This window comes from Streptomyces sp. NPDC006134 (genome assembly GCF_040628835.1).
Lineage (GTDB): Bacteria > Actinomycetota > Actinomycetes > Streptomycetales > Streptomycetaceae > Streptomyces.
In genome coordinates this window covers 40,476-53,490 of the sequence record NZ_JBEXTV010000045.1, presented here as the reverse complement: position 1 = coordinate 53,490, position 13,015 = coordinate 40,476, and the positions used below count along the sequence as shown (strand labels likewise).

Here is a 13,015-nt window from a genome sequence, read left to right as displayed (position 1 = left end):
GCCCGTGCCGGTAGTGCTCCGCCGAAGGTGGTGCTTTTCTGGTGACATGAGTGAGATGTCCAGTGACGCCCACGGGGGCGGCCCTGCGCGGGGCCGTGCCGTGGCCACGAGAGGAGCGATCACGATGGACGGCGAGCGATCCCACCCGGAGTCCGTCTCGGTGGAGCTGAGCGGATGCAGCAAGGAGGACGCCCGGACCGTGTTCGACGCCCTGTGCGCGTGCTTCTCGTCCGACCGGTGCGCGGACGACGTGCCCCGGGAGTGCCACGAGGTGCGTCCGACCGTGTGGCTCGGCACCTTCGACGTGGCCGACGCCCACGGGGGCGAGTGCGGCCCGGCCCGGCTGCGGGCCTCGGTGGAGGCAGACGTACAGGGCGGCTACTGGGCGATCGAACGGTTCCGCACCACCCTGGACTCCCTGTTCACCGTGCGTGACCTGTGCGGGTCCTCCGGCGACCAGGAGCGGGAGCTGCACGTCCGGCTGGAGAGCAGGTGACGGGCTTCCCCGCGTGACCGGGGCGGAGACCGTTCCGCCCCGGCCGGGCACCGTGCGCACCGCCTCTTATGCAACTAGTTGCAAAAAGCGGCGGGGGTCCTCTACAACAGAGGCACGACACCGCGCACGGAGGGCCCGATGAGCCGTTACCCCCACCTGCTGAGCCCGCTCGACCTGGGCTTCACCACCCTGCCCAACCGGGTCCTCATGGGCTCCATGCACGTCGGCCTGGAGGAGGCCGAGCGCGGCTTCGAGCGCATGGCCGCCTTCTACGCCGCCCGCGCGCGCGGGGGAGTGGGCCTGATCGTCACCGGCGGCATCGCGCCCAACGAGGAGGGCCGGCCCTACGAGGGCGGCGCCAAGCTCACCACCGAGGCGGAGGCCGAACGGCACCGGACCGTCACCGAGGCCGTGCACCGCGAGGGCGGGCGCATCGCCCTGCAGATCCTCCACTTCGGCCGCTACGCCTACCACCGCGACCTGGTCGCCCCGAGCCCTCTCCAGGCCCCGATCAGCCCCCACGTACCCCGCGAGCTGACCGGCGCCGAGGTCGAGCGGACGATCGACGACTACGCCCGCACCGCCCGCCTCGCCCGCGCGGCCGGCTACGACGGCGTGGAGATCATGGGTTCCGAGGGCTACCTGATCAACGAGTTCACCGCCGCGCGGACCAACCACCGCACCGACCGCTGGGGTGGCTCGTACGAGAACCGCATGCGCTTCCCCGTCGAGATCGTCCGCCGGGTCCGCGCGGCCGTCGGCGAGGACTTCATCGTCGTCTACCGGCTGTCCATGCTGGACCTCGTGCCGGACGGCTCCACCCTCGACGAGGTGATCGAACTCGCCCGGGCCGTCGAGGCCGCCGGGGCCACGATCATCAACACCGGCATCGGCTGGCACGAGGCCCGCATCCCCACCATCGCCACCTCCGTGCCGCGCGGCGCCTACACCTGGGTGACCAAGCGCCTCATGGGCGAGGTGTCGGTCCCGCTCGTCACCACCAACCGCATCAACACCCCCGGTCTCGCCGAGCGGCTGCTCGCCGAGGGGTACGCCGACATGGTGTCCATGGCCCGCCCGATGCTCGCCGACCCCGACTTCGTCGCCAAGGCCGCCGCCGGGCGCCCCGAGGCGATCAACACCTGCATCGGCTGCAACCAGGCCTGCCTCGACCACACCTTCAGCGGGCGGATCACCTCCTGCCTGGTCAACCCGCGCGCCTGCCACGAGACCGAGCTGGTCCTCTCCCCGACGCGGCTGCGCAAGCGCGTCGCGGTCGTCGGCGCCGGCCCGGCCGGACTCGCCTGCGCCGTCACCGCCGCCGAACGCGGCCACACGGTCACCCTCTTCGACGCCGCGAGCGAGATCGGCGGCCAGCTCAACGTCGCCCGCAAGGTCCCCGGCAAGCAGGAGTTCGACGAGACGCTGCGCTACTTCCGCACACGGCTGGAGGAGGAGGGCGTCGACGTACGGCTGGACACGACCGTCACCGCCGCCGACCTGGACGGCTACGACGAGGTCGTCGTCGCCACCGGCGTCACCCCCCGCGTCCCCGACATCCCCGGCGTCGACCACCCGAGCGTCCTCGGCTACCTCGACGTCCTGCGCGACGGCGCCCCCGTCGGCGACCGCGTCGCGGTCCTCGGCGCGGGCGGCATCGGCTTCGACGTCGCCGCGTACCTCACCGACGGCGGCGACAAGGCGCACGAGGACCCCGCCACGTACTTCCGCCACTGGGGCGTGGACCTGGACTACACGGGACCCGGCGGCCTCGCCGCCCCCGAGCGGCCCGCCCCGCCGCGCACCGTCCACCTGCTCCAGCGCAAGACCACCAAGGTCGGCGCGGGCCTGGGCAGGACCACCGGCTGGATCCACCGCACCGAGCTCAGGCACCGCGGCGTCACCATGGTCCCCGGCGTCCGCTACGACCGCATCGACGACGCCGGACTGCACCTCACCGTCGGCGGGGAGAGCACGGTGCTGGAGGTCGACACGATCGTCCTGTGCACCGGTCAGGAGCCGCGCCGCGGCCTGTACGAGGAACTGGTCGCCGCCGGGCACGCCGCGCACCTGATCGGCGGCGCCGACGTCGCCGCCGAACTGGACGCCAAGCGCGCCGTCCAGCAGGGCACCGAGCTGGCGGCGGCCCTGTGACGCCCGGGGGCCGTCCCTAGGATGACCCCATGTCACTCCCGCACGCGATCCTCACCGCCCTGCTCGAGAAACCGTCGTCGGGGCTGGAGCTGACCCGCCGGTTCGACAAGTCGATCGGCTACTTCTGGTCGGCGACGCACCAGCAGATCTATCGCGAGCTGGGACGGCTGGAGGCCGACGGCCTCATCCGCGCCCTGCCGGCCGAGCAGCCGGCCCGCGGGCAGAAGAAGAGCTACGAGGTCCTGCCCGCGGGCCGCGCCGAACTGGCCCGCTGGACCGCCGCCCCCCAGGACCCGAGGCCCATGCGGGACCCGCTGCCGCTGCGGCTGCGGGCCGCGGCCGTCGTCGGCACCGCGGGCCTGGAGGCCGACCTGCGGCGCCACCTGGAGCTGCACGAACGGCAGCTGGCCGAGTACGAGGAGATCGAACGGCGCGACTTCCCGCCGGGGAAGGACGGCCCCGAGGACCGGCTGCGGCACCTGGTGCTGCGGGCGGGCATCGACCTGGAGACGTTCTGGACGCGGTGGCTGCGCCACGCCCTGGCCGAGTTTGCCGAGCTGCCCGGCCGCGAACCGGCCTGAGCGCCCCGAGGAGAAGGGGCTCTGAGGCCCGCGGCGCGGACCCGAAGGCCCCTCAGAAGCGGCGCGGCCTGGGGCGGCGGTGCAGGAACCAGGCCGCGGCGATGACCCCGGACCCGACCAGGGCGCTGCCCGCCATCAGCGTGGCGGTGCCGTAGTCCCGCACCGCCCCGCCGACCCCGCCCAGGGCCCCGCGCGACGGCGCGGCGGAGACCGGCGGGGCCGCCGACCGGGTGGGGGAGGGGGAGGGGGACGGCGAGGGCGCCGGGGCGACGATCACCGCCTGGGTGCCGGCGGTGGTGTTGTTCGAGCACAGCACGATGACCGTGTAGGTGCCCGCGCCGAGGTTCGACCACGCGGCGGTCTGGGCGGCGCTGGTCCCCGACAGCGCCACCTGGCGCCCTTGGGCGAAGCTCGTCTGGCGGCTGTCGAGCAGGGACGCGGTGCCCCAGCTGCCGTTGATCCGGCCGCAGGCGCTCGTCGTGACCGAGACCGTCGAACCGCTCGTGCTCACGGAGATCCCGGAAGCCGCGGCGGCCGGCCCCGTGGCCAGGGCGAAGGACAGCGCGGCGACGGCGGCCACGGCCGGGCCCGTGCGGAGAAGTCCCGTGCGGGGAAGTGGCGGGGAGATGCGCATGCGGAGTGCCTGCCCTCCGGCGGCACGGTCGGCGGTACGTCCCTTGCGCCGCCGGGATCGGGAAACGCCCGTGCTGCCTCAGAGGCAGCCAACCGGGCCGCGGCCCGGTCCGCATGCCGGGCGCGACCGGGCAGGTGACGCGTTGCGCCCGCCGGCGGACGGGGACCTCACCGGGTCCCGCCCGTGGTCACCGTCCGCTCCGCCGAGAACCCGCCCCACGTGCCGTCGGGCAGCTTGGCCCGCAGCCGCACCCGGTGGGTGACACCGGCCTCCCGCCCGGCGTAGAAGCTGTACGTGGCCCGGTCGCGCGGGGCGGTCCCGCCGAACACCAGCGACGTGGCCGGCCGCCCGTCGAGGTGGATCTGGTACTCGGTCACCACACCGTCCGTGCGCGGCGGGGTCCAGGCGAGATCGATGTGGTACGCGCCATCGGCCCGGCGGCTGCTCGCGCGCAGCCCCGTCGGGGCGGTGGCCCGTCCGTCGTCGGTGCCGGGCGTGGTGAGGCGGACGGCGGTACCGGCGGGGGAGAGGTTGCCGGCCGCGTCCCGGGCCCGGACGGTGAAGGAGTACCGGGTGCCCGGCCGCAGCCCCGTCACGACGGCCGCCGTCTGCCCGCCGCCCACGCCGTGGACCTTGGTGCCGCCCTGGTGGATCTCGTACGACACCACGCCCCGGTCGTCCCGCGCCGCCGACCAGGACAGCTGGACCGCCCGGCCGCCGGCCGCCCGGCCCCGGACCCGCCCCGGGCGCGTCGGCGCCGAACGGTCGGCCGCGACCGCCGCGGGCGTCGTGACCCGGACCTCGCGGCTGCGCGGCCCGAGCCGCCCGTCGGCGTCCCGCGCCCGCACCGTGAAGACGTACGTCGTCGACGGCCGGAGCCGGGTCACGTCCACCATGCGCTTCGAGCCGGGCACCTCCTCCACCTTCGTGGTGCCGCGGTACACCTCGTACCGCTCGGCCCCCGCGAGCGCGTTCCACATCACGTGCACGCTGGTCGCGCTGCCCGCCTCGGCGGTGACACCCGCCGGCGCCCCCGGCAGCCGGCCGTCCGGTTCGCCGGCGCCCGTGCCCCAGCCGCAGGAGGCGACCAGCGCGAGCGCCGAGCAGAGCAGGGCCCGGCGGAACCGGGAGGCGGGGGCGGCCGGAGCCGGGGAAGCGGAGGGCCCGTCAGGGGCGGCGGGGACGGCGGGGACAACGGGCACATCGGGGTCGTCGGCAACGCCGGCAACGAAAACGCCTCGCACGGCAGCCCTCCCGGAACGGCACGGCGACAATGGTCCGGACCAATATGGCGGTGTTGGCGCGGTCACATCAAGAGGGCCGTCGTTGGTGACCCCGCGCGGGAGTTACGTATGCTGAAGCCCCGTACGGCCGAAGACCCCGAGAGGGCCGGGGAGTTCGGGCCGGTGGCGCGGACCGCTGTCGTCGTCGACGCCGCGCCTGCGCGGGTGGCCGGGCGGCCGGAGCCGGTACAGGCACGGACCGCCCGGCCGCCTGTCGAGCGGCACGGGGCGTACGCCGTCTGGCCCCGGATGCTGGACGTGTGATCGTTCCGTCGCCAGATTTGGGCGGAATGCCCGACTCGTCTCCCGGGAGAGGTCCTCATCGTGCGTGTCCAGTCGTTGACCCTGGTGGCGGCCGGCGCCGCCCTGCTCGCCCCGACGGCGGCGGCCACGACCCCGCCGGCCCCGCAGCAGCAACCGCGGGTCCAGGTCCGCGCGGAGCCGATGCGCGCGGGACCGGTGCGTACGGGACCGATGCGCGCGGGACTCGACCGCGCGCAGCCGATGCGTGCGAAGCCGGACCGCGTGCACCCCAGCCGCGCGCACCCGAGCCGCGCGAAACCGGACCGCGCGGAGCCGGATGCGGCGCGCGGGGGAGCCGTCCGCGCCGCCGAGCTGCTGGACAAGGTGCGCGAGTGCGCGCCCGTCTCGCGCGGCCGCTACCGCAGCGACGCCGGGACGCCGGCGGACATCCCGGTCTGCGGCACCCGCGACGCCGTCTTCTGGAAGGCCGACATGGACATCGACTGCGACGGCCGGCCCGGACCCCGCTGCAACCGCCGCACCGACCCCTCCTACATCGCCGCCACGGCCTACACCCGCTCCGACGGCCGCCCGCTCGACGCCGAACGCCTCCCCTACGTCGTCGTGCCCGCCGCCGGCCGCATCTGGGACCACCGCGCGTACGGCGTCCACGGCGGGTCGGTCGCGGCCGTCGTCCACGGCGACCGGGTCCGGTACGCGGTCGTCGGCGACACCGGACCGCGCGACATCATCGGCGAGGCGTCCTACGCCGCCGCCGAGGCCCTCGGCATCGACCCCGACCCGCGCACCGGCGGTACGCCCTCCGGCGTGACCTACATCGTCTTCAGGGGCAGCCGCGTCAAGCCCATCGAGGACCGGGCCGCCGCGACGCGGGCCGGGGAGAGGCTGGCCCGGCTGTTCGCCCGTGGGGGATGAGGAACCCGGCCCGCCCTCACCGGGGGAGTGCCCCCGCGCCGCGCTCCTGCCGCACTCCTGAGGACCGGGCCCCGCGCCGCGGACGGGCGACCGCCGCACCTCCGGCGTACGGCCGCCGCGTCCCTGACGGCTCGGCCGTCCGGTGGCCGGGCAGCCCTGGTGGCCGGGCAGCCCTGGTGGCCGGGCAGCCCTGGCGGCCGGGCCGCCAGGCGGTGCGTCAGACCGCGGACCAGCCGTCGTCCACCGGCAGGATCGCGCCGTTGATGTTGCTCGCCGCGTCCGAGGCGAGGAACACGATCGCCGCGGCCTGCTCCTCCGGCTGTGAGACGCGCCCCATGTTGGCGAAGTGCGGGGCGAGCGCCGCCGGCCCGTGGGCACCCTGCTCGGCGTCCACGGCGATGGCGGTCTGTGTGCCGCCCGGGCAGATCGCGTTGGCCCGGATGCCCTGCTTCCGGTACATCACCGCCAGGGACTTCGTCAGCCCCACCACGCCGTGCTTGGAGGCGGTGTAGGCGGCGCCCGCCGCGCTGCCGCGCAGGCCGGCCTCGGAGGCCGTGTTCACGATGGCGCCCCGGCCGGCCGCCAGCATGTGCGGCAGCACCGCCCGGGTCAGGAGGAAGGGCGCGGTGAGGTTGACCCGGATGACCCGCTCCCACTCGGCGTCGCTCACGTCCGCCGGCGCCGACATCCGGTCCATGATCCCGGCGTTGTTCACCAGGACGTCCACCCCGCCGAACCGCTCCACTGCGGTCGCCGCCACCCGGTCGACGACCGCCTGCTCGCTCAGGTCGCCGGTGACGGCCACCGCGGCACCGCCCGCCCGCCCGATCTCCTCGACGACCGCTTCCGCGCCCCCGGCGTCGAGGTCCGCCACCACGACCCGGGCGCCCTCCGCGGCGAAGGCCAGGGCGGCGGCGCGCCCGATCCCCGATCCTGCTCCGGTGACGATCACACTGCGCCCGTCCAGTCCGCCGGCCATCTGGTGCTCCTGTTCATGCGTTCCGCGGGGCGTCGAGCCCCTTGCGCCGCCCACCCTACGACTTAATGGCACAGACTGACGAAAAGTAGTGGGGGACAATCCCCGAAGGACGATCACCCGAGCCGGAGGAGACCCATGACCGCAGCCCGCGGACGGACCGGACGACCGCCCCTGACCGAGGAACGCAAGGCGGAGATCCGGCTGGAGATCGCCCGTGCCGCGGTGGACCTCTTCGTCTCCCAGGGCGTCACGGCGACGACGGGCGAACAGATCGCGCGGGCCGTCGGCGTCTCCGCGCGGACCGTGTGGCGCTACTTCCCGAGCAAGGAGAGCTGCGTACGGCCCCTGCTCGCCGCCGGGATCGACGTGATCGCCGCCCGGCTGCGGCAGTGGCCCCCGGGCCGGCCGCTGGAGGAGGCATTCGACTTCGGCCGGGACCTCACCGGCGACGACCGTCTGCTGCCGGGCCCCGATCCCGCCGTCGTCGGGGCGCTGGTACGGCTCACCCGCACCGAACCGGGACTGCGCGCGGTCTGGCTCCAGACCTACGACGAGGCCGAGCCGGTGTTCGCCCGCGCCCTCGCCGAACGGGCCGGGCTGCCCGCCGACGACCTGCGGCCGGCGATCCAGGCCGCCCTGTTCAACGCGGCCCTGCGCGCCGCGGTCGAACACCACGCCTGGCACACCGCCGACCCGGCCGCCGGCGCCGCGACGGCCCGGGCCGAACTGGCGGCCACCCTGCGTTCGGCCCTCGCCGTCGCGACGGAGGGGCTCACCTGACGGACGCGCGGAAGGGGCGCGGCCTGCGCACACCGCCGGGCCGTGCCCCTCTCCGCGCCCCTCTCACACCTTCCGGTACGCGTACGCCTCCGAAGCCGCCGCCTCCACCGCCGCGAGGTCCGCGCCGGTGGCCGCCGTGACGACCGCGGCCACCGCCCCCTCGACGAAGGGGGCGTCCACCAGACGCGTGTCCGGCGGGAGTTCGTCGCCCTCGGCGAGCAGCGCCTTGACGGTGAGCACCGCGCTGCCCAGATCGGTGAGGACGGCGACCCCGGCCCCCCGGTCGACCGACGCCGCGGCGGCCGCGACCCGTTCGGCACTGGTACCGAACCCGCCGCCCTCGGTCCCGCCGGCCGGGGCGACCGGCACCGCGGAGCCCGCCCCCGACAGCGCCTTCGCCAGCTCGGCCACCGACTCGGCGACCCGCGCGCTGTGCGACACCAGCACGACCCCTACCACCTTCTCGCCCTTCCTCTCGTCACTCACCGGCGGCCTCCGCGAGCGCGCCCACGAGCAGTGCCGCCGAGGTGGCTCCCGGATCCTGGTGCCCGATGCTGCGCTCCCCGAGATAACTCGCCCTGCCCTTGCGGGCCTGCAACGGCGTCGTCGCGAGGGCGCCCTCCTCGGCGGCCGCGCGGGCCGCGGCGAAGGAGTCGCGCAGCGCGTCCACGGCGGGCACCAGCGCGTCGATCATGGTCTTGTCGCCCGGCGCCGCGCCCCCCAGCGTCATCACCGCCTCCACCCCCGTCCGCAGTGCCTCGGCCAGCTGCTCCCCGCTCACCTCGCCGGCGTCCCCGAGCGCCTTGCCCGCGCGCCGCAGCAGCGTCCCGTACAAGGGCCCCGAGGCGCCGCCGACCGTCGACACCAGCTGCCGTCCGGCCAGCATCAGGACCGCGCCGGGCGTGCCGGGCGCCTCCTTCTCCAGTACGGCCGTCACGGCCCGGAACCCGCGCTGGAGGTTGCTGCCGTGGTCGGCGTCGCCGATGGGGGAGTCGAGGGCGGTGAGACGTTCCGCCTCGCGGTCGACCGAGTCGGCGGCCGCCGTCATCCAGCGGCGGAAGAAGTCGGCGTCGAGCACTGGATCTCCTTGCCTGGTAGGTGTCGCGTGATCCCTTCCCCGTTCCGCCGTCACATGCCCCACCGCAGGCCCGGCGTCCGCACCGGCGCGTCCCACAGCCGCAGCAGTTCCTCGTCGGTCTGGCAGAGGGTCACCGAGGCGCCCGCCATGTCCAGGGAGGTGACGTAGTTGCCGACGAGGACGCGGGCGACGGCGACACCCCGTTCCCCGAGCACCCGCTGCACCTCGGCGTGGAAGCCGTACAGCTCCAGCAGCGGAGTCGCGCCCATGCCGTTGACCAGGAGCAGGACGGGATTGCGCGGGGTGAAGTCCTGGAGGATCGCGTCGACGGCGGCGTCGGCGATCTCGCCCGCGGTCATCATCGGCCGCCGCTCCCGGCCGGGCTCGCCGTGGATGCCGATGCCCAGCTCCAGTTCGCCGGGCGGCAGGTCGAAGGTGGGGCTGCCCTTGGCCGGGGTGGTGCAGGCGCCGAGCGCGACACCGAAGCTGCGGGAACTGTCGTTGACCTGCCGGCCGATCGCCTCCACCCGCTCCAGCGGCTGCCCCTCCTCCGCCGCCGCACCCGCGATCTTCTCCACGAACAGCGTCGCGCCCGTGCCGCGCCGCCCGGCCGTGTACAGGCTGTCCCGCACCGCCACGTCGTCGTCGACGAGCACCTTGGCGACCTGGATGCCCTCGTCCTCGGCCAGCTCCGCGGCCATGTCGAAGTTCAGGACGTCGCCGGTGTAGTTCTTCACGACGAACAGCACGCCGGCGCCGCTGTCCACGGCCGCCGCGGCCCGCACCATCTGGTCCGGCACCGGAGAGGTGAACACCTCACCGGGGCAGGCCGCCGAGAGCATCCCGGGCCCCACGAACCCGCCGTGCAGCGGTTCGTGCCCCGAGCCGCCGCCGGACACCAGGGCCACCTTCCCGGCCACCGGCGCGTCCCGCCGCACGATCACCCGGTTCTCCACGTCCACGGCCAGCTCGGGATGGGCGGCGGCCAGCCCTCGCAGGGCGTCGGCGACGACGGTCTCCGGCACGTTGATGAGCATCCTCATGGGTACCTTCCGAAGAGATTGCCAGGCGACTCTCCGACCTGCCTTTCCGCAGGTCGGAGGCGTCGCCTTCGGTTTGTGATCTTGGCGGTCGGGAGCGGGTTGTGGCGGTACTGATGCTGACTCGATACCGACTTTTCTGATGGCTTGCCAGGTGTTCGTGGCTCAACGGACGCGGGGTGGGCGGGACCCACCGAGGGGCAGTATCGACCTTGCGGCAGTGAAGGTCACGTGTGCCGGTGGTGTGGTCCGGCGCGAGTGCCCTGTCGTGCCGTCGAACCCGCGTCGACGGTCTTCGGCGACGGTCGGCTCATCGCCGGCAGGGAGACATCCATCCCGCCCGTTCAGAGGTCGTTTCAGCCGGTGAGTCGGCGGTGGCCGATGAGGGCTGCGGCGATGCCGACGAAGGCCAGGAAGTGCTCGGCCTTTCGCTCGTAGCGGCGGTAGCCGGCGAGCCAGGAGACCGTCCGCTCGACGACCCAGCGGTGGCGGCCGAGCCGCGTGGAGGACTCGATGCCCTTGCGGGCGATGCGGTGGCGGATGCGACGCTCGCGAAGCCGTTTTCGCAAGTGATCGTAGTCGTAGCCCTTGCCGGCATGGAGCTTGGCCGGACGTCGGCGGCGGGGTCCTCGTCGGTGAGCGGTAGGGGCGGTGTCATGTGCAGGCTGGCGGTGGCCAGGACGAGCCGGACCTGTTCCAGGAAGACCTCGGGGCGACGGGCGGAAGCTCCTCGGTCAGGCGCAGGAGGGTGGCCGCTTCCTCTTCCTGGCGCTGGTAGTCGTCGGCCTGGCGGTTCGCCGCGCGTTCGGCCTTGTTCTTCGGGTCGGGGAACGGGCGCGCCGAGGCTCGTCAGTTGTCACCGGCGGAGCCGGAAGGCCGGCAGAAGGGCCGGTCCGAAGCGGCTTGGTCGCGTCACCTGGAAGGCAGGCTGCTCGTCCCGGACGCTCGCTGCTTTTCGGTCCCTCACCCCGTGGTCCGCCGGCGGCTCGGGCTCGACGGCCGTACCGACATGGTGTGACGGCGCCGGTCACGAGGACACGCATGCGCCGTCTCCCCGGGGTAGCGGGAACCGGAAGCGCGTCACCAGGGGACCTCTCCCTCGTCGTCGAAGAAGCGGCCCGTCGGCCCGTCGGCTGATACGGTGGCCAGCCGGATCGCGGCGGCTGCGCCCTGCCGGGGAGTGCGCACTCCCCGGAAGCCGTTGAGGTCGGTCGCCGTGAAACCAGGGCAGACGGCGTTGATCAGGATGCGGGTGCCGGCCAGTTCCTTGGCGTACTGCACGGTGACGGCGTTGAGGAACGTCTTCGACGGAGCGTAGGCGATGGAGATGGGGCCCGTCTCGGCGCCGGGCGTGGTCTGGAGCGTGAGGGAGCCGACGCTGCTGGAGACGTTCACGATCCGCGGCGACGGCGAGCGGCGCAGCAGAGGGAGCAGGGCGTTGGTGACGCGGATGACGCCGATCACGTTGGTCTCCACGGCCGCCCGTACCCGGTTCACGTCGACCGTGGTGGGCTCCTGCGGTTCGCCGCCGGTGATCCCCGCATTGTTGACGAGCGCGTCGAGCCGCCCGGCCCGCTCCTCCAGCAGCCGAGCCGCCGCTGCCACGCCGGCGTCGTCGGTCACGTCCAGCGGCACGCCGAACGCGTCGGCTCCGCCCGCGCGCAGCTTGTCCACAGCGGCCTCGCGCCGCTCTTCGTTCCGCGCGCCGATTCCGACGGACCAGCCGAGGGCGCCGAGCCCGGCGGCGATCTCGTATCCGATGCCCTTGTTGGCCCCGGTCACCAGCGCGACCTTGTGGTGGTTCACGGTGTTCGTCTCACTCATGACATCGATCCTTCTCCCCCGTCGGGCAAGGCGTCCAAGACCGGCTGGGTGGACGGCGATACCGCCTGGGTATCGCTCCTGGCCGTCCCGGTTAGGCTGGCGGGGTGGAGACACGTGAGCTGCGGTACTTCGTCGCGGTCGCCGAAGAGCTGCACTTCGGCCGGGCCGCGCAGCGGCTCGGGATCGCCCAACCTCCGCTGTCGCGGGCGATCGGCGGGCTCGAACGGCGCCTGGGCACCCTCCTGCTGGAGCGCGGCAGCCGGGGTGTCACCCTGACCGAGGCAGGGGCGGTGCTGCTGCGGGAGGCGCGGGCGGCGCTGGACGCCGTCGAGGCCGCCGAACGGCGCACCCGCCGGGCCGCCCTCGCGGCGACCGGCCGCCCCGCCGTGGTCCTGGCCGCGAAGGCGGGCGCCTCCGGTGAACTGCTGGCGAAACTCCTCGACGCCTACGCCGCCGAGCCCGGCGCCGTCGCCGTGGACGTCGTGCTGTGCGGGCCGGGCGAGCAGACACGGCTGCTGCACGACGGCCGGGCCGACGTAGCCCTGCTGCATCGGCCCTTCGACGACACGGCCGGCTTCGACACCGAGGACCTGCACTCCGAGGGTCAGGTCGTGATCCTCCCGGTGGGCCACCCTCTCAGCGCCCGCCCCCACGTGCGGCTCGCCGAGGTCACCGACCTTCCCGACCTGCCCCTGCCCCGCTGGCCCCGCCCTGACGGCACCTTCCCGGACGGTCCCGGACCGCAGGTGCGCGACCACACGCAACTCACCCAGCTCATCGCCCTCCACCGCGCCTGCGCAGTCGTGCCGGAGTCGGGCCGCACCGGCCTGCGCGAGGACCTCACCGCCGTACCGGTTCCCGACGCCCCCCACGTCACCACGGTCATCGCCTGGCCCCCGCACAGCCGCTCAACGGCGGTCGCGGGGCTGGTCCGCGCCGCCACTGCCCTGTGACCGTCGGCGGTGAGCGCCAGGACACCGCGCTGGA

At 74.4% G+C, this 13,015-nt stretch carries 14 protein-coding genes and 1 pseudogene; 7 read left to right on the top strand and 8 right to left on the bottom strand.

Translation table 11 applies throughout. From position 1 onward, the window contains the following. The first annotated feature begins 124 nt into the window (after positions 1–124). From ABZ340_RS26315 to ABZ340_RS26305, 3 genes are all read left to right on the top strand, one after another. Complete coding sequence (locus tag ABZ340_RS26315) at positions 125–496, top strand: hypothetical protein (protein ID WP_358784297.1); 372 nt, start codon at positions 125–127, stop codon at positions 494–496. Between the two features lie 138 nt (positions 497–634). Beyond that, positions 635–2,650, top strand: a complete 2,016-nt coding sequence (locus tag ABZ340_RS26310) for an NADPH-dependent 2,4-dienoyl-CoA reductase (RefSeq protein ID WP_358784296.1) — start codon at positions 635–637, stop codon at positions 2,648–2,650. A gap of 29 nt (positions 2,651–2,679) precedes the next feature. Beyond that, positions 2,680–3,231, top strand: coding sequence for a PadR family transcriptional regulator (locus ABZ340_RS26305; protein WP_358784295.1), 552 nt, complete (start codon positions 2,680–2,682; stop codon positions 3,229–3,231). A 52-nt stretch (positions 3,232–3,283) separates the two neighbouring features. Here ABZ340_RS26305 and ABZ340_RS26300 read toward each other — a convergent pair whose 3' ends face one another. Beyond that, positions 3,284–3,865, bottom strand: a complete 582-nt coding sequence (locus ABZ340_RS26300; protein WP_358784294.1) for a hypothetical protein — start codon at positions 3,863–3,865, stop codon at positions 3,284–3,286. Between the two features lie 167 nt (positions 3,866–4,032). After that, positions 4,033–4,956 carry a fibronectin type III domain-containing protein gene (locus ABZ340_RS26295; protein WP_358784310.1) on the bottom strand — a complete coding sequence of 308 codons (924 nt, stop codon included), beginning with the start codon at positions 4,954–4,956 and terminating at the stop codon, positions 4,033–4,035. A 261-nt stretch (positions 4,957–5,217) separates the two neighbouring features. Here ABZ340_RS26295 and ABZ340_RS26290 point away from each other — a divergent pair, with 261 nt between their 5' ends. Together ABZ340_RS26290 and ABZ340_RS26285 are read left to right on the top strand one after the other, a co-directional pair. Continuing rightward, positions 5,218–5,412, top strand: coding sequence for a hypothetical protein (locus ABZ340_RS26290; protein ID WP_358784293.1), 195 nt, complete (start codon positions 5,218–5,220; stop codon positions 5,410–5,412). Positions 5,413–5,472: 60 nt separating this feature from the next. Further along, the gene (locus ABZ340_RS26285; RefSeq protein WP_358784292.1) at positions 5,473–6,327 is read left to right on the top strand and encodes a glycoside hydrolase family 75 protein; all 855 of its coding nucleotides are present in this window, start codon (positions 5,473–5,475) and stop codon (positions 6,325–6,327) included. Between the two features lie 217 nt (positions 6,328–6,544). Here ABZ340_RS26285 and ABZ340_RS26280 read toward each other — a convergent pair whose 3' ends face one another. Then, the gene (locus tag ABZ340_RS26280) at positions 6,545–7,306 is read right to left on the bottom strand and encodes a glucose 1-dehydrogenase (RefSeq protein WP_358784291.1); all 762 of its coding nucleotides are present in this window, start codon (positions 7,304–7,306) and stop codon (positions 6,545–6,547) included. A 135-nt stretch (positions 7,307–7,441) separates the two neighbouring features. On the opposite strand from ABZ340_RS26280, the gene ABZ340_RS26275 reads away from it, so the two are divergent. Then, a complete protein-coding gene (locus ABZ340_RS26275) occupies positions 7,442–8,086 on the top strand; it encodes a TetR family transcriptional regulator (RefSeq protein ID WP_358784290.1) in 645 nt (214 codons plus the stop codon). Positions 8,087–8,149: 63 nt separating this feature from the next. On the opposite strand, the gene ABZ340_RS26270 is transcribed toward ABZ340_RS26275, so the two are convergent. The 5 genes and pseudogenes from ABZ340_RS26270 to ABZ340_RS26250 form a co-directional block, all read right to left on the bottom strand. Next, entirely contained in the window at positions 8,150–8,572 is a 423-nt protein-coding gene (locus ABZ340_RS26270) for a PTS fructose transporter subunit IIA (protein WP_358784289.1), read from the bottom strand. Further along, positions 8,565–9,164 (bottom strand): dihydroxyacetone kinase subunit DhaL, encoded by a 600-nt coding sequence (gene dhaL / locus ABZ340_RS26265; RefSeq protein ID WP_358784288.1) that lies wholly within the window; start codon positions 9,162–9,164, stop codon positions 8,565–8,567. Before dhaL ends, ABZ340_RS26270 begins: the two co-directional genes overlap by 8 nt. 50 nt (positions 9,165–9,214) lie before the next feature. Further along, the gene (gene dhaK / locus ABZ340_RS26260; RefSeq protein ID WP_358784287.1) at positions 9,215–10,207 is read right to left on the bottom strand and encodes a dihydroxyacetone kinase subunit DhaK; all 993 of its coding nucleotides are present in this window, start codon (positions 10,205–10,207) and stop codon (positions 9,215–9,217) included. 353 nt (positions 10,208–10,560) lie between these two features. Next, positions 10,561–10,839: pseudogene (locus ABZ340_RS26255) on the bottom strand (IS5/IS1182 family transposase); the annotation flags it as partial. Positions 10,840–11,284: 445 nt separating this feature from the next. After that, positions 11,285–12,028 carry an SDR family oxidoreductase gene (locus tag ABZ340_RS26250; RefSeq protein ID WP_358784286.1) on the bottom strand — a complete coding sequence of 248 codons (744 nt, stop codon included), beginning with the start codon at positions 12,026–12,028 and terminating at the stop codon, positions 11,285–11,287. A gap of 104 nt (positions 12,029–12,132) precedes the next feature. Between ABZ340_RS26250 and ABZ340_RS26245 the strand changes: the two genes are divergently transcribed. Beyond that, positions 12,133–12,981 carry a LysR family transcriptional regulator gene (locus ABZ340_RS26245; RefSeq protein WP_358784285.1) on the top strand — a complete coding sequence of 283 codons (849 nt, stop codon included), beginning with the start codon at positions 12,133–12,135 and terminating at the stop codon, positions 12,979–12,981. Positions 12,982–13,015 lie beyond the last annotated feature (34 nt).